The sequence below is a fragment of the Streptomyces angustmyceticus genome, from assembly GCF_040701845.1.
GTDB classification, from domain to species: Bacteria; Actinomycetota; Actinomycetes; order Streptomycetales; family Streptomycetaceae; genus Streptomyces; species Streptomyces angustmyceticus_A.
Window position 1 is genome coordinate 25047 of record NZ_JBFBHQ010000014.1, and the last position, 17171, is coordinate 42217.

The following is a 17171-nucleotide window of genomic DNA, read 5'->3' on the forward strand; positions in this document are numbered from 1 at the left end:
CCGCCGGGTCGGGCCGCCGCGCGTTTCTAAGAAAGCGCTCATGACCCGCTGTGCAACCCTTCCCGTCGACCTCCCGTCTGACAAGGAGCAACGGGCCGTGTGGGGGCACCGCACGGCGGCGGCGAGGGGCAGCCGAGCGAATGAGGACTGAGGAGCAGATGGCGGACAGCAACGGGACCGCGAAGACGGCCGAAAGCCGTGCCCGCGGCATACGTGCCACGGGCCGCCGGCGCAAGGGCCCGACCCGACGCCGCCGAGCGCTGACCATCACCCTGTGCACGCTGACCAGCGTCGCACTGCTGGGTGGGGCGGGGCTCGGTTACGTCTACTTCAAGCTCAACGGCAATCTGAAGGGCGTCGACATCAACGCCGCCCTCGGGCACGACCGGCCGAAGAACGTCGACGACGGCTCGATGGACATCCTCGTCATGGGATCCGACTCCCGCGCCGGCAAGAACGGGGAGTACGGCAAGGACGAGGGCGGCGCGCGCTCCGACACCGCGATGATCGTGCACGTCTACAAGGGCCGCAAGAAGGCCAGCGTGGTCAGCGTCCCGCGGGACACCATGATCAAGCGTCCCGACTGCGTCAAGGACGGCAAGGACGTGCCCGGCGCGCAGCGGGCGATGTTCAACACGGCGTTCGAGGTCGGCGGGCCGGCCTGCGCGGTCAAGACCGTCGAGTCGATCAGCGGGGTCCGGATGGACCACTTCGTCGAGGTCGACTTCACCGGCTTCAAGAAGCTCATCGACGCGCTGGGCGGGGTGGACATCACCACCCGCAAGGCGATCGACGACGACCACAGCCATCTGCACCTGCAGCCCGGCAAGCACACCCTCAACGGCGAGCAGTCGCTCGGCCTCGTACGGACCCGGCACGGCGTGCCCGGCGGCGACGGCAGCGACCTGGGCCGCATCCAGCTGCAGCAGACGTTCATCAAGGCCCTGATGAACCAGGTCAAGAACGTCGGGGTGCTCACCAACCCCACCAAGCTCTACGACATCGCCGACACGGCCACCAAGGCCATCACCACCGACACCGACCTCAACTCGGTCAGCGAGCTGACCGGCCTGGCCAAGAGCCTGGGCAACATCGGGTCGGACAACATCGACATGGTGACCATGCCGGTGACGTACGACCCCGCCAACCCGGACCGCGTGGTGCCGCTGACGAAGAAGAGCCGGCAGGTCTGGGACGCGCTGCGGCAGGACCAGGAGATCCCGAAGTCCGCGATCAAGGGCTCGGCCGGTGACCAGGGCGGCACGGACAAGTACGTGAAGTAGCCGGACGCCACCCGGTTGCGGGGTCCGGCGGCCCCGGAACCGGTCGGGGAATACGTGCGGCCCTACCCCGGTTTTGGGAGATACGGCTAGTCCTGGCAGACTGGACCGTCGGCCCCGGTTCACGTGACGCAACCCGCAGCACGACCCGGTGCACTCCCGAACCTAGGAGAATCCCTTGAAGCGCGACATCCACCCGGAGTACGTCGAGACCCAGGTCAGCTGCACCTGTGGCGCGTCCTTCACCACCCGTAGCACGGTCGCCGGCGGCGCCATCCGCGCCGACGTCTGCTCCGAGTGCCACCCGTTCTACACGGGCAAGCAGAAGATCATGGACACGGGCGGCCGCGTGGCCCGCTTCGAGGCCCGCTTCGGCAAGGGCGCTGCAGCCGCCAAGAAGTAGCGACCCGCAAGGCGCCGGTCTCCGGTCGCCCCTGCTCAGGGGTGACCGGACCGGCGTTTTGTCGTCCTGGCCCCGGCCCCCGTACGGGGGCCGGGGCACCGCGGCGCAGCCGCAGACGTGCCAGCCCCGGTACCCGGGTCACCACAGCACCCAGTAGAGGAACCCACGATGTTCGAGGCGGTCGAGGAACTGATCGGCGAGCACGCCGATCTCGAGAAGCGGCTGGCCGACCCCGCGGTCCACGCCGACCAGCGCGAGGCCATGCGGCTCAACAAGCGCTACGCCGAGCTGACCCCGATCATCGCGACGTACCGCGACTGGAAGCAGACCGGTGAGGACACCGAGACCGCGCGCGAACTCGCCGCGGACGACCCGGACTTCGCCGACGAGGTCAAGGAACTCGACGCCCGGCGCGAGGAGCTGACCGAGAAGCTGCGGCTGCTGCTCGTCCCGCGCGACCCCAGCGACGACAAGGACGTCATCCTCGAGGTCAAGGCCGGCGAGGGCGGCGAGGAGTCCGCGCTGTTCGCCGGCGACCTGCTGCGGATGTACCTGCGCTACGCCGAGCGGGCCGGCTGGAAGACCGAGATCCTGGAGGCCAACGAGTCCGACCTCGGCGGCTACAAGGACGTCCAGGTCGCCGTGAAGACCAAGGGCGGGGGCGGCGCCACCGAGCCGGGACAGGGCGTCTGGGCGCGGCTGAAGTACGAGGGCGGAGTGCACCGCGTCCAGCGCGTGCCCGCCACCGAGTCGCAGGGCCGCATCCACACCTCCGCGGCCGGTGTGCTGGTCACGCCCGAGGCCGAGGAGGTCGAGGTCGAGATCGGGCCCAACGACCTGCGGATCGACGTCTACCGCTCGTCCGGCCCCGGCGGCCAGTCCGTCAACACCACCGACTCCGCGGTGCGCATCACCCACCTGCCCACCGGCATCGTCGTCTCCTGCCAGAACGAGAAGAGCCAGCTCCAGAACAAGGAGCAGGCCCTGCGCATCCTGCGCTCCCGGCTGCTGGCCGCCGCGCAGGAAGAGGCCGAGCGGGAGGCGTCGGACGCCCGGCGCAGCCAGGTCCGCACGGTTGACCGCTCCGAGCGCATCCGTACGTACAACTTCCCGGAAAACCGCATCTCGGACCACCGGGTCGGCTTCAAGGCGTACAACTTGGACCAGGTGCTCGACGGCGAACTCGACCCGGTCATCCAGGCGTGTGTCGACGCCGACTCGGCCGCCAAGCTCGCCGCCGCCCAGTAGGACCGCACGACCCGGCACCCAGCGGCCGGGAAACGCACCCTCCCGGGGACGTTCCCCGGCAGCCCGGCCGGACGACGGCGGACCCGCACAACGAAGACGTAGCGCACTAGGAGGAAGGCCCCGTGAACCTTCTGCTCGCCGAGGTGGCCCAGGCCACCCAGCGGCTGGCCGACGCCGGTGTGCCCTCGCCGCGCTTCGACGCCGAGGAGCTCGCCGCGTTCGTGCACGGCGTCAAACGGGGTGAGCTGCACCACGTCAAGGACGCGGACTTCGACGCCCGCTACTGGGAGGCCGTCGCCCGCCGCGAGGCCCGTGAGCCGCTCCAGCACATCACCGGACGCGCGTTCTTCCGCTACCTCGAACTCGCCGTCGGGCCGGGCGTGTTCGTGCCCCGCCCGGAGACCGAGTCCGTCGTCGGCTGGGCGATAGACGCGGTACGGGCCATGGACGTCGTCGAACCGCTGATCGTCGACCTGTGCACCGGCTCGGGCGCGATCGCACTCGCCCTGGCCCAGGAGGTGCCCCGCTCGCGGGTGCACGCCGTCGAGCTGTCCGAAGAAGCCCTTGACTATGCCCGCAAGAACGTCGAGGGGTCCCGCGTCGTTCTTCATCAGGGCGACGCGCTGACCGCGCTTCCCGAACTGGACGGGCAGGTCGACCTGGTCGTCTCCAACCCGCCGTACATCCCGCTGACCGAGTGGGAGTACGTCGCACCCGAGGCACGCGACCACGACCCCGAGCTCGCGCTGTTCTCGGGCCAGGACGGCCTGGACACCATCCGGGGCATCGAGCGGACCGCACACCGCCTGCTGCGCCCCGGCGGCGTGGTCGTCATCGAGCATGCCGACACCCAGGGCGGGCAGGTGCCGTGGATCTTCACCGAGGAGCGGGGCTGGGCCGATGCGGCCGACCACCCGGACCTCAACAACAGGCCCCGTTTCGCCACCGCGCGCCGGGCGACGCCATGACGCGTTCCGCTTCGGCGCCTGATGCAGCCGATGCATCCGAAGTATTCGTTTCGCACGAGGAGGTCCCGTAATGGCACGGCGATACGACTGCAGCGACGCGACCGACCGCACCACCGGTCTGCGCGAGGCCGCCTCGGCCGTCCGCCGCGGTGAGCTGGTCGTGCTGCCCACCGACACCGTCTACGGCATCGGTGCGGACGCCTTCAGCGCCGAGGCCGTCGGCGACCTGCTGGAGGCCAAGGGCCGCGGCCGCGGCATGCCCTCCCCGGTCCTCGTCGGGTCCCCCAACACCCTGCACGGCCTGGTCACCGACTTCTCCGAGCAGGCCTGGGAGCTGGTCGACGCCTTCTGGCCCGGCGCGCTCACCCTCGTCGCCAAGCACCAGCCGTCGCTGACCTGGGACCTGGGCGAGACCCGGGGCACGGTCGCCGTACGGATGCCGCTGCACCCCGTCGCGATCGAGCTGCTCACCGAGTTCGGCCCGATGGCCGTCTCCAGCGCCAACCTCACCGGCCACCCGTCCCCGCAGGACTGCGACGCGGCCCAGGAGATGCTCGGCGACTCGGTCTCCGTCTACCTCGACGGCGGCCCGACCCCCGCCGCCGTGCCCTCCTCGATCGTCGACGTCACCGGCCGGGTCCCGGTGCTGCTGCGCGAGGGCGCGCTCACCGCCGAGGAACTGCGCAAGGTGGTACCCGAGCTCGAGGTGGCCAATTGATGGCGCCCCTGGGGCGTGGCATAGCGGGACCAGGCGCCGGTACCCACCCCCCTGTACCCCCCTCACCCCCCTTTCGGATCCTCCACGTCAGCACCGGCAACGTCTGCCGCTCGCCGATCACCGAGCGGCTGCACCGCCATGCCCTGGAGCTGCGGCTGGGCGACGCCCGCAGCGGCGGGCTGCTCGTGGAGAGCGCCGGCACCTGGGGGCACGAAGGCGCCCCGATGGAGACCCACGCCGCGACGGTGCTCACCGACTACGGCGCCGACCCGGCCGGGTTCCTCGGCCGCGAGCTGCTCGACGAGCACGTCATCCGCGCCGACCTGGTGCTCACCGCCACCCGTGACCACCGCGCCCAGGTCATCTCCATGGGCCACTCCGCGGGGCTGCGCACCTTCACGCTCAAGGAGTTCAACCGGCTGGTACGGGCCATAGATCCGGCCACGCTGCCCGAGCCCGACCCGGACCTCCCGGACGGCGGGCTGGTCGAGCGCGCCCGCGCGCTGGTCGGCGCCGCCGCTGCGCTGCGCGGCTGGCTGCTGGCGCCCAACCCGGAGTCCGACGAGGTCTACGACCCCTACGGGGCGCCCATCACCTTCTTCCGCTCCATCGGCGACGAGATCAACCAGGCGCTCGACCCGGTCGTCACCGCGCTCACCGGGGTCCCCGCGCGGGCCTGAGGCCTGTCCTCCCGCAGACCGGGGAGACAGGCCCTCCGGGGCCCTGTGCGGGCGTGTGGACCCTGTCGGCCCGCACACCGCGCCCGAACGCCCGGCCGCGCCTACATTGGGACTACGTCCCCGTACGAGGCCGGGAGCAAGCGATGCCTGCCACCACCGCGTCACCCCGTCACGAGACATCGGCCGGCGCTGCCCGGGCCGCCGGGGCGGCCGAGACCGCCGAGGACCGCGCACGGGCCGCCGCCCGTGACGCCGCCGCCCGGCCGGCCGGCGCCCCGGACTTCGGCGCCCTGCTGCGCCAGGACCCCGAGATCGCCGGCGTGCTGCTCGGCGAGAGCACCCGCCAGAGCGACGGACTGCAGCTGATCGCCGCGGAGAACTTCACCTCACCGGCCGTCCTCGCCGCCCTCGGCTCGCCTCTGGGCAACAAGTACGCCGAGGGGTACCCGGGCGCCCGCCACCACGGCGGCTGCGAGATCGTCGACCTCGCCGAGCGGATCGCGGTGGAACGCGCCAAGGCCCTGTTCGGCGCCGAACACGCCAACGTCCAGGCCCACTCCGGGTCTTCGGCCGTCCTGGCCGCCTACGCCGCCCTGCTGCGCCCCGGCGACACCGTCCTGGCCATGTCCCTCCCGCACGGCGGGCACCTCACCCACGGCTCGCCCGCGAACTTCTCCGGCCGCTGGTTCGACTTCGCCGGCTACGGCGTCGACGAGGAGACCGGGCTGCTGGACTACGACGCGATCCGCGAGCTGGCCCGCGACCGCCGGCCCAAGGCCATCGTCTGCGGCTCGATCTCCTACCCGCGGCACATCGACTACGCCGCCTTCCGCGACATCGCCGACGAGACCGGCGCGTACCTGATCGCGGACGTCGCGCACCCGCTCGGGCTGATCGCCGGGGGAGCGGCGCCCAGCCCCGTCCCGTACGCGCACGTGGTGTGCGGAACGACACACAAGGTGCTGCGCGGGCCGCGCGGCGGGCTGATCCTGTGCGGCGCCAAGCTGGCCGAGCGCATCGACCGCGCGGTGTTCCCCTTCACCCAGGGCGGTGCGCAGATGAACGCGGTCGCCGCCAAGGCCGTCGCCTTCGGCGAGGCCGCGGCGCCCGCCTTCGGCGGCTACGCCCACCAGGTCACGGCCAATGCCCGCGCCCTCGCCGACGCGCTGGCCGGACACGGCCTGACGATCACCACCGGCGGCACCGACACCCATCTGATCACCGCCGACACCGCCCCGCTGGGCCTGGACGCCCGCGCCGCCCGGGGGCGGCTGGCCGCCGCCGGGATCGTGCTGGACACCTGTGCGCTGCCGTGCGCCGGAGCCCCCGACGGCCTCGCGGCCCGCCGGACCGGCCTGCGGCTGGGCACCGCCGCGGTGACGACGCAGGGGATGGGCGAGAGTGAGATGACGACCGTCGCCGAGCTGATCGTGGCGGCTCTGGAGGAGGACGGCACGGCCCGCTCCCGGACCGTCGCCCTGGTCCATGACTTTCCGCCGTACCCCGATCACGGATGACGGCGGGAACCATCCGCCGGTGCCGGGCGTCTTTTCCTGTATTCACGGCCAGGGGGCTGACACGCATAGGGTGTGGGGCTGTGATGGCCAGCTATACCAATGGGGCAGCCCGTGCGTGAATACCTGCTGACGCTGTGCGTCACGGCCGCGGTGACCTACCTGCTGACCGGGCCGGTACGGAAATTCGCGATCGCGGCCGGTGCGATGCCGGAGATCCGTGCCCGCGACGTGCACCGCGAGCCGACACCGCGGCTCGGCGGAATCGCGATGTTCGGCGGGCTGTGCGCCGGTCTGCTGGTCGCCTCGCACCTGACGAACCTCAAGAGCGTCTTCGAGAACTCCAACGAGCCGCGGGCGCTGCTGTCCGGCGCCGCCCTGATCTGGATCCTCGGCGTCCTGGACGACAAGTGGGGCGTGGACGCGCTGGTCAAGCTCGGCGGCCAGATGATCGCCGCGGGCGTGATGGTCCTGCAGGGCCTGACGATCCTCTGGATCCCGATCCCGGGTGTCGGCACGGTCTCGCTGACCCCGATGCAGGGCACGCTGCTGACCGTCGCCCTCGTCGTGATCACCATCAACGCCGTCAACTTCGTCGACGGCCTGGACGGTCTCGCCTCCGGCATGGTGTGCATCGCCGCCGCGGCGTTCTTCATGTACGCGTACCGGATGTGGTTCGGCTACGGCATCGAGGCGGCGGCGCCGGCCACGCTGTTCTCGGTCGTCCTGATGGGCATGTGCCTGGGCTTCCTGCCGCACAACATGCACCCGGCGCGGATCTTCATGGGCGACTCGGGCTCGATGCTGATCGGCCTGGTGATGGCCGCGGGCGCGGTCTCGGTGACCGGCCAGGTCGACCCGGACCTGCTCAATGTGAAGGCGGGCGGTCTGCGCGAGGCGACCCACGCGATGGTGCCGGTCTACATCCCGCTGCTGCTGCCGCTGACGGTCATCGCGGTGCCGGTCGCCGACCTGATCCTGGCGATCGTGCGGCGTACGTGGAAGGGCCAGTCGCCGTTCGCGGCCGACCGCGGCCACCTGCACCACCGGCTGCTGGAGATCGGGCACTCGCACAGCCGGGCCGTGCTGATCATGTACTTCTGGTCGGCCCTGATCGCGTTCGGCGCGGTGGCCTACTCGGCGAACAACGCCAGCATGTGGATCGTGCTGGGCATCGTGCTGCTGAGCGCGGTCGGGCTGGTGCTGCTCCTGCTCCCGCGCTTCACCCCGCGCACGCCGCGCTGGGCGGAGTGGATGGTGCCGCCGCGCTACCGCCGGGTCGCCGTCGCGCCGGCGTCCGCCGAGGAGCCGGACGACGAGAGCGCCGTCGTGCCCGAGGAGGAGCGCGAGCCGGTCCCGGCGGGCGTGAACGGGGCCACCGCGATCGGCGACCGCTCACGGTTCGTGGAGCACCGCCGGGCGGACAGTCACCACTGATCCAGGGATTCGGTCGCCCGAACGTGCGACAGGAATCGGGTCGGTTGACCCCATACCAGACAAAAAGCGGGCCGTCAGTGCACCAACGCGCACGTTCACGCTCAGGTGTGACAGGGTCCACACGAACCAGGTAAAGACCTCATCAAATAGTTTGTGATACCGTTCACGAAACCCGGCGATAGAGCCGAAGGAGCGTAGTGCGACGCTTCTTTTGCCGCAGGTTCCGCCTCAGGCCGGGTCTACGCTCGTCCCTGACGACACAAACCCCACCCCTTGCCGGAGCGCCGCCATGCAGTCGAATGACGCCCGACTACTCCTTCACGCCCTTGTGCCCACGCTCGCCATCGGCGTCATCGCCGTTGCCGTGAGCGCTGTGGTCGCCGGCGCGACGGGAGCGATCGGCGCCGTCGTCGGCACCGTGCTGGTGGTGCTCGTGATGGGTGCGGGGCTGGTGGTCCTGCAGCAGACCGCGCGGAAGCTTCCGCAGCTGTTCCAGATGATGGGCCTGCTGCTGTACACGGTGCAGATCCTGCTCGTCGCGGTCTTCATGATCACCTTCAAGGACACGACGCTCTTCGACACCAAGGCATTTGCCTTCACGCTGCTCGGCGCCACCCTCGTATGGATCGCGGCCCAGACCCGCGGTCATATGAAGGAGAAGATTCTGTACGTGAACCCCGACTCCGCCGACTCGAAGAAGGCGGAGACGGCGGGGTCGCCGACGTGAGACGTAGGGCCGGGATAAATGCCCTCATGCGAGCCTGCTATCGTCCGGTGCCAACTGCGGCACAGATGGCGCAGGCGGCTGAGCTCCCAGATTCCACAGGATGGAACGGGCAGTTCTCGCGGCCGATGCCTGTGATTCGGCCCGGCCCAGCGCCGGCCGGCCGCCGCCCCCCAATCCGCAAGACCAGTCCAGTGCCGCTCCGTGGCTCAACGCCGCGCCGACACAACGAGGTTGCCGTACCCATGCGCCACGCTGAAGGAGCCCGCGGTGAGTGCTGAAACGATGCTCGCCTTCGACACGGAGTGCCACCTCTTTATTCCGGGGTGTGGCTTCGAGGCCCCGGGTCTTCATTCGTTCGTATTCGACCCGCTCTTCAAAGTCGGCGGCTACGAGTTCAACAAGCCGATGCTGCTGGCCCTGCTCAGCACGGTCGTCGTGGTGTGGTTCTTCTGGGCCGCATTCGGCAAGGCCAAGGTGGTCCCCGGAAAGCTGCAGATGATCGGCGAGGTCGGCTACGACTTCGTGCGCCGCGGCCTCGTCTATGACGCGCTGGGCAAGAAGGAGGGCGAGAAATACGTCCCCCTCATGGTCTCGCTGTTCTTCTTCGTGTGGATCATGAACATCTGGTCGATCATTCCGATCGCCCAGTTCCCGGTGACGTCGATCATCTCGTTCCCCATCGGGCTCGCCCTGATCGTCTACATCCTGTGGGTGTACCTGACGTTCAAGAAGCACGGCTTCGTCGGCGGCTGGAAGAACATCACCGGCTGGGACCGGTCGCTCGGCTGGGTCCTGCCGCTGATCGTCGTGATCGAGTTCTTCTCGAACCTGCTCGTGCGGCCCTTCACCCACGCCGTCCGGCTCTTCGCCAACATGTTCGCCGGCCACCTGCTGATCGTGATGTTCACCATCGCCACCTGGTACCTGGCGAACGGCCTCGGCTTCGTCTACGCCGGTGCCTCGTTCCTGATGACCATCGCGATGACGGCCTTCGAGCTCTTCATCCAGGCGATCCAGGCGTACGTCTTCGTGCTCCTGGCCTGCAACTACGTCCAGGGCGCGCTCGCCGAGCACCACTGAGCACCCCCGACTCCGCAATCTGTTAATCGTCCGGTGGCCAACCCCCACCGGTCCGTGAAAGAGAAGGAAGTAACGGCATGTCCGCTGCCCTCGAGACTGTGAACCTCGCCGCCGGCCTCACCGGCAACATCGCCTCGGTCGGGTACGGCCTCGCGGCCATCGGCCCCGGCGTCGGCGTCGGCATCATCTTCGGTAACGGCACCCAGGCCCTCGCCCGCCAGCCCGAGGCGGCCGGCCTGATCCGCACCAACCAGATCATGGGTTTCGCCTTCTGTGAGGCGCTCGCCCTCATCGGCATCGTCATGGGCTACGCGTACAAGTAAGCGGCCCGTTAGACGACGTCCATTCAGACGGAAGGCATTGATGTGAACGCCCTGGTCTTCAACATGGCGGCGGAGGTTCCCGAGAACCCCCTGTTCCCGCCGATTCCAGAGCTGGTCATCGGCCTGGTCGCCTTCTTCATCGTCTTCGGCATCCTGGCGAAGAAGCTCCTCCCGAACATCAACAAGGTTCTGGAAGAGCGCAGGAAGCAGATCGAAGGCCGCATGGAGGAAGCCGAGGCGACGCAGGCCGAGGCTCAGCAGGTGCTCGCGGACTACCGGGCACAGCTGGCCGACGCCCGCCACGAGGCCGCGCGACTGCGCCAGGAGGCGCAGGAGCAGGGCGCGACTCTCATTGCTGAGATGCGCGCCGAGGGCCAGCGGCAGCGCGAGGAGATCATCGCTGCCGGTCACGCCCAGATCGAGGCGGACCGGAAGCAGGCCGCGCAGACGCTGCGCCGGGACGTGGGCAAGCTCGCCGTCGACCTGGCCGGCAAGCTCGTCGGCGAGTCCCTCGAGGACCACGCCCGGCAGAGCCGGACCGTCGACCGCTTCCTCGACGAGGTCGAGGGCAAGGCGGCTTCGGGCGCGACGAAGGCTGAGGCCGGCCGATGAACGGAGCGAGCCGCGAGGCACTCGCCTCCGCACGCGAGCGGTTCGACGCGCTGACGGACGACACCTCCGTCGACGCGGCGAAGCTCGCCGAGGAGCTGTCTGCCGTCACCGCTCTGCTCGACCGCGAGGTGTCGCTGCGTCGGGTTCTCACCGACCCGGCGCAGTCCGGCGAGGCGCGGGCCGAACTGGCCGGGCGGCTGCTGGGCGGCCGCGTCGGCGGTCCGGCCGTCGACCTGGTGGGCGGCATGGTCCGCTCCCGCTGGTCGGGCTCGCGTGACCTGACGCACGCGCTCGAGGAGCTGGCCTACAGCGCCGACCTCGTCGCCGCCCAGCGGGCCGGCCAGCTCGACGACGTCGAGGACGAGCTGTTCCGGTTCGGCCGGATCGTCAGCTCCAACGGCGAGCTGCGGCGTGCGCTGACCGACCGGAACGCGTCGGTCGGGGCCAAGACGGAGCTGCTGCACACGCTGCTGGGCGGCCGGGCGAACCCGGTCACCGAGCGCGTCGTGATCCGCCTTGTCGTACAGCCGCGGGGCCGTAGCCTGGAAGCGGGGCTCGATGCCCTCTCCAAGCTGGCGGCGAGCCGCCGGGACCGGATGGTCGCGGTGGTCACCTCCGCGGCGCCCCTCAGCGAAGGGCAGCGGCAGCGCCTCGGCGCCGCCCTGGCGCAGCTGTACGGACGGCAGATCCACCTGAACCTCGACGTGGACCCCGAGGTCCTCGGCGGAGTCCAGGTCCGGATCGGCGACGAGGTCATCAACGGGACCATCGCGGAGCGCCTCGACGAGGCGGACCGGCGGATGGCCGGCTGACCCAGCCACCAACTCAAGAGCTGCACAACCGGCGGCCAGACACCGGACCAGCCGGCCGGACCGAGAGGTCCGGCTGCGGTCCGGAAGAAGCCCCGGGGACCAGCACAAGCATGACGGCGGCCCGAGTTGGGCCGTAAGCGGAAACCCCCCGGGGGACAGACCCCCGGACACCCGCAAGTAACTTCGGGCCCAACAAGGAGAGCAGGGAACCCAGATGGCGGAGCTCACGATCCGGCCGGAGGAGATCCGGGACGCGCTGGAGAACTTCGTCCAGGCGTACAAGCCGGACGCGGCCTCGCGCGAAGAGGTCGGCACGGTCAGCGAGGCCGGTGACGGCATCGCGAAGGTCGAGGGCCTTCCCTCGGCGATGGCGAACGAACTGCTGAAGTTCGAGGACGGCACCCTCGGTCTTGCGCTGAACCTGGAAGAGCGCGAGATCGGCGCAGTGGTCCTCGGTGAGTTCAGCGGCATCGAGGAGGGCCAGCCGGTGCAGCGCACCGGTGAGGTGCTCTCGGTCGCCGTGGGCGAGGGCTACCTCGGCCGCGTCGTCGACCCGCTGGGCAACCCGATCGACGGCCTCGGCGAGATCGAGTCCGAGGACCGCCGTGCCCTGGAGCTGCAGGCTCCCGGCGTCATGGTCCGCAAGTCGGTGCACGAGCCCATGGAGACCGGCTACAAGGCCGTCGACTCGATGGTGCCGATCGGCCGTGGCCAGCGTCAGCTGATCATCGGTGACCGCCAGACCGGCAAGACCGCCCTGGCCGTCGACACGATCATCAACCAGCGCGACAACTGGCGCTCGGGCGACCCGAAGAAGCAGGTCCGCTGCATCTACGTCGCCGTGGGCCAGAAGGGCTCCACCATCGCGTCCGTGCGCGGCGCGCTGGAGGAGGCCGGCGCCCTGGAGTACACGACCATCGTCGCCGCCCCGGCGTCCGACCCGGCGGGCTTCAAGTACCTGGCGCCCTACACCGGCTCGGCCATCGGCCAGCACTGGATGTACCAGGGCAAGCACGTCCTGATCATCTTCGACGACCTCTCGAAGCAGGCCGACGCCTACCGCGCCGTGTCCCTGCTGCTGCGCCGTCCGCCGGGCCGTGAGGCCTACCCGGGCGACGTCTTCTACCTGCACTCGCGTCTGCTGGAGCGCTGCGCCAAGCTCTCCGACGACATGGGCGCCGGCTCGATGACCGGTCTGCCGATCGTCGAGACCAAGGCGAACGACGTGTCGGCGTTCATTCCGACCAACGTCATCTCCATCACCGACGGCCAGTGCTTCCTGGAGTCGGACCTCTTCAACGCCAACCAGCGTCCCGCGCTGAACGTCGGTATCTCCGTCTCCCGTGTCGGTGGTTCCGCGCAGCACAAGGCGATGCGCCAGGTCTCCGGCCGACTGCGCGTGGACCTCGCCCAGTACCGCGAGCTGGAGGCGTTCGCCGCCTTCGGTTCCGACCTGGACGCGGCCTCCAAGGCGCAGCTGGAGCGTGGCAAGCGGATGACCGAGCTGCTCAAGCAGCCGCAGTACAGCCCGTACGCCACCGAGGACCAGGTCGTCTCCATCTGGGCCGGCACCAACGGCAAGATGGACGACGTGCCGGTGCAGGACATCCGCCGCTTCGAGCGGGAGCTCCTGGACCACCTCCACCGGGAGAAGAAGGACCTGCTGACCAGCATCCGCGAGGGCGCCAAGATGTCCGACGACACCATCGGAGCGATCTCCGACGCGGTCGACGGCTTCAAGCGGCAGTTCGAGACCTCGGACGGCAAGCTGCTCGGCGAGGACGCCCCGGCCGGCACCAGCAAGTGACGACGGAAGGGACCTGATCCATGGGAGCCAAGCTCCGGGTCTACAAGCGTCGCATCCGCTCCGTCACCGCGACCAAGAAGATCACCAAGGCGATGGAGATGATCGCCGCCTCGCGCGTCGTCAAGGCGCAGCGTCAGGTGGCGGCGTCGACGCCGTACGCGAGTGAACTGACCCGCGCGGTGACGGCGGTTGCCACGGGCTCGAACACCCAGCACCCGCTGACGACCGAGGCGGAGCAGCCCACCCGGGCCGCGCTGCTGCTCATCACGAGCGACCGCGGTCTGGCCGGCGGCTACTCCTCCAACGTCATCAAGGCCGCCGAGCAGCTCACCGAGCGGCTCAAGGCCGAGGGCAAGGAGGTCGACGCCTACATCGTCGGGCGCAAGGGGGTGTCGTACTACAGCTTCCGCGAGCGCAAGGTCGTGGAGTCGTGGACCGGCTTCACCGACAACCCGACGTACGCGGACGCCAAGGCGGTCGCCGCCCCGCTCATCGCCGCTGTCCAGCAGGACACGGCCGAGGGCGGCGTGGACGAACTCCACATCGTCACCACCGAGTTCATCTCGATGATGACGCAGACGGCGCTCGACGACCGGCTGCTGCCGCTCAGCCTCGAGAAGGCGGCGGAGTCGGAGGAGTCGTCCACGGGCGAGATCCTTCCGCTGTTCGACTTCGAGCCGTCGGCCGAGGACGTCCTCGACGCACTGCTGCCGCGGTACGTCGAGTCGCGGATCTACAACGCGCTTCTGCAGGCCGCCGCCTCCAAGCACGCCGCCACGCGTCGTGCGATGAAGTCGGCGACCGACAACGCGGAAGAGCTCATCAAGTCGCTCTCGCGGCTTGCCAACGCGGCCCGACAGGCCGAAATCACCCAGGAAATCAGCGAGATCGTCGGTGGCGCCAGTGCTCTGGCCGACGCGACCGCGGGGAGTGACTGACCACTATGACCACCACTGTTGAAACGGCCACGGCAACGGGCCGCGTCGCCCGGGTCATCGGCCCGGTCGTCGACGTGGAGTTCCCCGTCGACGCGATGCCGGACATCTACAACGCGCTGACCGTCGAGGTCGCCGACCCGGCCGAGGAGGGCAAGCTCAAGAAGCTGACCCTCGAGGTCGCCCAGCACCTGGGCGAGGGTCTGGTCCGCGCCATCTCCATGCAGCCCACCGACGGTCTGGTCCGCCAGGCCGCGGTGACCAACACCGGCACCGGGATCACCGTCCCCGTCGGCGATGTCACCAAGGGCAAGGTGTTCAACACCCTCGGCGAGATCCTGAACAAGCCGGAGGCCGCGTCCGAGGTCACCGAGCGCTGGGCGATCCACCGCAAGGCCCCCTCCTTCGACCAGCTCGAGTCCAAGACCGAGATGTTCGAGACCGGCGTCAAGGTCATCGACCTGCTGACCCCGTACGTCAAGGGCGGCAAGATCGGTCTGTTCGGTGGTGCCGGTGTCGGCAAGACCGTGCTGATCCAGGAAATGATCTACCGCGTGGCCAACAACCACGACGGTGTGTCGGTGTTCGCCGGTGTCGGCGAGCGCACCCGTGAGGGCAACGACCTCATCGAGGAGATGACGGACTCCGGCGTCATCGACAAGACGGCGCTGGTCTTCGGCCAGATGGACGAGCCCCCGGGCACCCGTCTGCGCGTCGCCCTGGCCGGTCTGACCATGGCGGAGTACTTCCGCGATGTGCAGAAGCAGGACGTGCTCTTCTTCATCGACAACATCTTCCGCTACACCCAGGCGGGTTCCGAGGTCTCCACGCTGCTCGGCCGTATGCCGTCCGCGGTGGGTTACCAGCCGAACCTGGCGGACGAGATGGGTCTGCTGCAGGAGCGCATCACCTCGACCCGTGGTCACTCGATCACCTCGATGCAGGCGATCTACGTCCCCGCGGACGACCTGACCGACCCGGCGCCGGCCACCACCTTCGCCCACCTGGACGCGACCACCGTTCTGTCGCGCCCGATCTCGGAGAAGGGCATCTACCCGGCGGTCGACCCGCTGGACTCGACGTCCCGGATCCTGGACCCCCGCTACATCTCGCAGGACCACTACGACTGCGCCTCGCGCGTCAAGACGATCCTGCAGAAGTACAAGGACCTCCAGGACATCATCGCGATTCTGGGTATCGACGAGCTCGGCGAGGAGGACAAGCTCACCGTCCACCGCGCCCGTCGCATCGAGCGGTTCCTGTCGCAGAACACCCACGTGGCGAAGCAGTTCACCGGTGTCGACGGCTCGGACGTCCCGCTGGACGAGACGATCGCGGCGTTCAACGCGATCGCCGACGGTGACTACGACCACTTCCCCGAGCAGGCGTTCTTCATGTGCGGTGGCATCGAGGACCTGAAGGCCAATGCCAAGGAGCTGGGCGTCTCCTGACCCCGGCACCGGTCCCGGGGGCGGCCCTGGCCGCCCCCGGCCCGTACGACCACTAGTATTTGACCCAACATCTGCCGAGCCAGGCAGGTGGAGACCCGAGGAGCCATCGTGGCTGAGCTGCACGTCGAGTTGGTCGCCGCGGACCGTCAGGTCTGGTCCGGCGAGGCCAGCCTGGTCGTCGCGCGCACCTCGTCGGGCGACATCGGCGTCATGCCCGGACACCAGCCGCTGCTGGGCGTGCTGCAGTCGGGCCCGGTGACGATTCGTACGACGGGCGAGAGCGGGGACGGCACCGTCGTCGCCGCGGTGCACGGCGGCTTCATCTCTTTCGCCGACAACAAGCTGTCTCTGCTCGCGGAGATCGCCGAGCTGTCGGACGAGATCGATGTCCAGCGCGCGGAGCGGGCCCTGGAGCGAGCGAAGTCGGACGCTGATGCGGCCGCCGAGCGTCGCGCCGATGTCCGGCTGCGTGCGGTGACGGGCGTTCACTGAGCCCCGTCGCCGACGAGATCGATCCTCAGCCGCGGGCTGCCCGGAGTTGTCCGGAGCGGCCCGCGGCTGAGGCCATGCAGGTGCGATTCCCGCCCCGCCGCCTGACCGGCGCGGGGGTACCCCCACCGAAGCGAGGAGGTCGGTCGAGATGGTCCTCGCTCTGCTTGTGAGCGGCGTGGTCGTAGTACTGGTGCTGCTGGGGCTGTTCGTCTTCGGACTGCGGCGACGGCTCATCCAGCGTTCCGGTGGCACCTTCGACTGCAGTCTGCGCTGGCACGTGCCGGAGAACGAGACCGGCGGCAAGGGCTGGATCTACGGTGTGGCGCGCTACAACGGCGACCGGGTCGAATGGTTCCGGGTGTTCTCGTACGCGCCCCGGCCGCGCCGTCTCCTGGAGCGCTCCGCCATCGAGGTCCTGGAGCGCCGCACCCCGCAGGGCGAGGAGGAGCTGGCGCTGCTCTCCGACTCCATCGTCCTGGCCTGCCGGCACCGCGGCACCCGACTGGAGCTGGCGATGAGCGAGGACGCGCTCACCGGCTTCCTCGCCTGGCTGGAGGCGGCACCGCCCGGCCAGCGGGTCAACGTGGCCTAGGGGAAGAGGCGCCTCGCTGGATGGGGCACCCCGGACGAAGTCTGGGGGAGGGCGAACGTGGCCTGATTCGGACGGCCCGGGGAACATCCTCG

18 protein-coding genes are annotated in these 17171 nt (G+C 69.6%); all 18 read left to right on the top strand.

Translation table 11 applies throughout. The annotated features are described in order from the left end of the window. The first annotated feature begins 158 nt into the window (after nucleotides 1-158). The 18 genes from AB0411_RS25190 (at nucleotide 159) to AB0411_RS25275 (ending at nucleotide 17079) form a co-directional block, all read left to right on the top strand. Complete coding sequence (locus AB0411_RS25190; protein WP_366419636.1) at nucleotides 159-1283, top strand: LCP family protein; 1125 nt, start codon at nucleotides 159-161, stop codon at nucleotides 1281-1283. Nucleotides 1284-1458: 175 nt separating this feature from the next. Next, complete coding sequence (gene rpmE, locus AB0411_RS25195) at nucleotides 1459-1683, top strand: 50S ribosomal protein L31 (RefSeq protein WP_366419546.1); 225 nt, start codon at nucleotides 1459-1461, stop codon at nucleotides 1681-1683. Between the two features lie 168 nt (nucleotides 1684-1851). Further along, a complete protein-coding gene (gene prfA / locus AB0411_RS25200) occupies nucleotides 1852-2931 on the top strand; it encodes a peptide chain release factor 1 (protein ID WP_366419547.1) in 1080 nt (359 codons plus the stop codon). 122 nt (nucleotides 2932-3053) lie between these two features. Continuing rightward, entirely contained in the window at nucleotides 3054-3899 is an 846-nt protein-coding gene (gene prmC / locus AB0411_RS25205; RefSeq protein ID WP_366419548.1) for a peptide chain release factor N(5)-glutamine methyltransferase, read from the top strand. Between the two features lie 70 nt (nucleotides 3900-3969). Then, complete coding sequence (locus tag AB0411_RS25210; protein ID WP_366419549.1) at nucleotides 3970-4617, top strand: L-threonylcarbamoyladenylate synthase; 648 nt, start codon at nucleotides 3970-3972, stop codon at nucleotides 4615-4617. Beyond that, a complete protein-coding gene (locus tag AB0411_RS25215) occupies nucleotides 4617-5297 on the top strand; it encodes a protein-tyrosine-phosphatase (RefSeq protein ID WP_174872611.1) in 681 nt (226 codons plus the stop codon). Before AB0411_RS25210 ends, AB0411_RS25215 begins: the two co-directional genes overlap by 1 nt. A 143-nt stretch (nucleotides 5298-5440) precedes the next feature. Then, on the top strand, nucleotides 5441-6814 hold the full coding sequence (gene glyA, locus AB0411_RS25220) for a serine hydroxymethyltransferase (RefSeq protein WP_366419550.1): 1374 nt from the start codon (nucleotides 5441-5443) through the stop codon (nucleotides 6812-6814). A 99-nt stretch (nucleotides 6815-6913) separates the two neighbouring features. Next, nucleotides 6914-8248, top strand: coding sequence for an MraY family glycosyltransferase (locus tag AB0411_RS25225; protein WP_366419551.1), 1335 nt, complete (start codon nucleotides 6914-6916; stop codon nucleotides 8246-8248). Between the two features lie 289 nt (nucleotides 8249-8537). Beyond that, complete coding sequence (locus tag AB0411_RS25230; protein ID WP_366419552.1) at nucleotides 8538-8975, top strand: hypothetical protein; 438 nt, start codon at nucleotides 8538-8540, stop codon at nucleotides 8973-8975. A gap of 282 nt (nucleotides 8976-9257) precedes the next feature. Beyond that, on the top strand, nucleotides 9258-10055 hold the full coding sequence (atpB, locus tag AB0411_RS25235) for a F0F1 ATP synthase subunit A (RefSeq protein WP_159471670.1): 798 nt from the start codon (nucleotides 9258-9260) through the stop codon (nucleotides 10053-10055). 77 nt (nucleotides 10056-10132) lie between these two features. Beyond that, nucleotides 10133-10378, top strand: a complete 246-nt coding sequence (gene atpE / locus AB0411_RS25240; RefSeq protein ID WP_030065540.1) for an ATP synthase F0 subunit C — start codon at nucleotides 10133-10135, stop codon at nucleotides 10376-10378. A gap of 42 nt (nucleotides 10379-10420) precedes the next feature. Beyond that, nucleotides 10421-10990: a F0F1 ATP synthase subunit B gene (locus AB0411_RS25245; RefSeq protein ID WP_366419553.1), complete on the top strand. Its 570-nt coding sequence runs from the start codon at nucleotides 10421-10423 to the stop codon at nucleotides 10988-10990. Next, the gene (locus AB0411_RS25250) at nucleotides 10987-11802 is read left to right on the top strand and encodes a F0F1 ATP synthase subunit delta (protein WP_366419554.1); all 816 of its coding nucleotides are present in this window, start codon (nucleotides 10987-10989) and stop codon (nucleotides 11800-11802) included. Before AB0411_RS25245 ends, AB0411_RS25250 begins: the two co-directional genes overlap by 4 nt. A 214-nt stretch (nucleotides 11803-12016) precedes the next feature. Further along, entirely contained in the window at nucleotides 12017-13609 is a 1593-nt protein-coding gene (atpA, locus tag AB0411_RS25255; protein ID WP_366419555.1) for a F0F1 ATP synthase subunit alpha, read from the top strand. Nucleotides 13610-13629: 20 nt separating this feature from the next. After that, complete coding sequence (locus AB0411_RS25260; RefSeq protein ID WP_366419556.1) at nucleotides 13630-14547, top strand: F0F1 ATP synthase subunit gamma; 918 nt, start codon at nucleotides 13630-13632, stop codon at nucleotides 14545-14547. 5 nt (nucleotides 14548-14552) lie between these two features. Beyond that, complete coding sequence (gene atpD, locus AB0411_RS25265; protein ID WP_366419557.1) at nucleotides 14553-15995, top strand: F0F1 ATP synthase subunit beta; 1443 nt, start codon at nucleotides 14553-14555, stop codon at nucleotides 15993-15995. A 108-nt stretch (nucleotides 15996-16103) separates the two neighbouring features. Further along, entirely contained in the window at nucleotides 16104-16487 is a 384-nt protein-coding gene (locus tag AB0411_RS25270; protein ID WP_018087383.1) for a F0F1 ATP synthase subunit epsilon, read from the top strand. 148 nt (nucleotides 16488-16635) lie between these two features. After that, complete coding sequence (locus AB0411_RS25275; protein ID WP_086716411.1) at nucleotides 16636-17079, top strand: DUF2550 domain-containing protein; 444 nt, start codon at nucleotides 16636-16638, stop codon at nucleotides 17077-17079. Nucleotides 17080-17171: the final 92 nt, after the last annotated feature.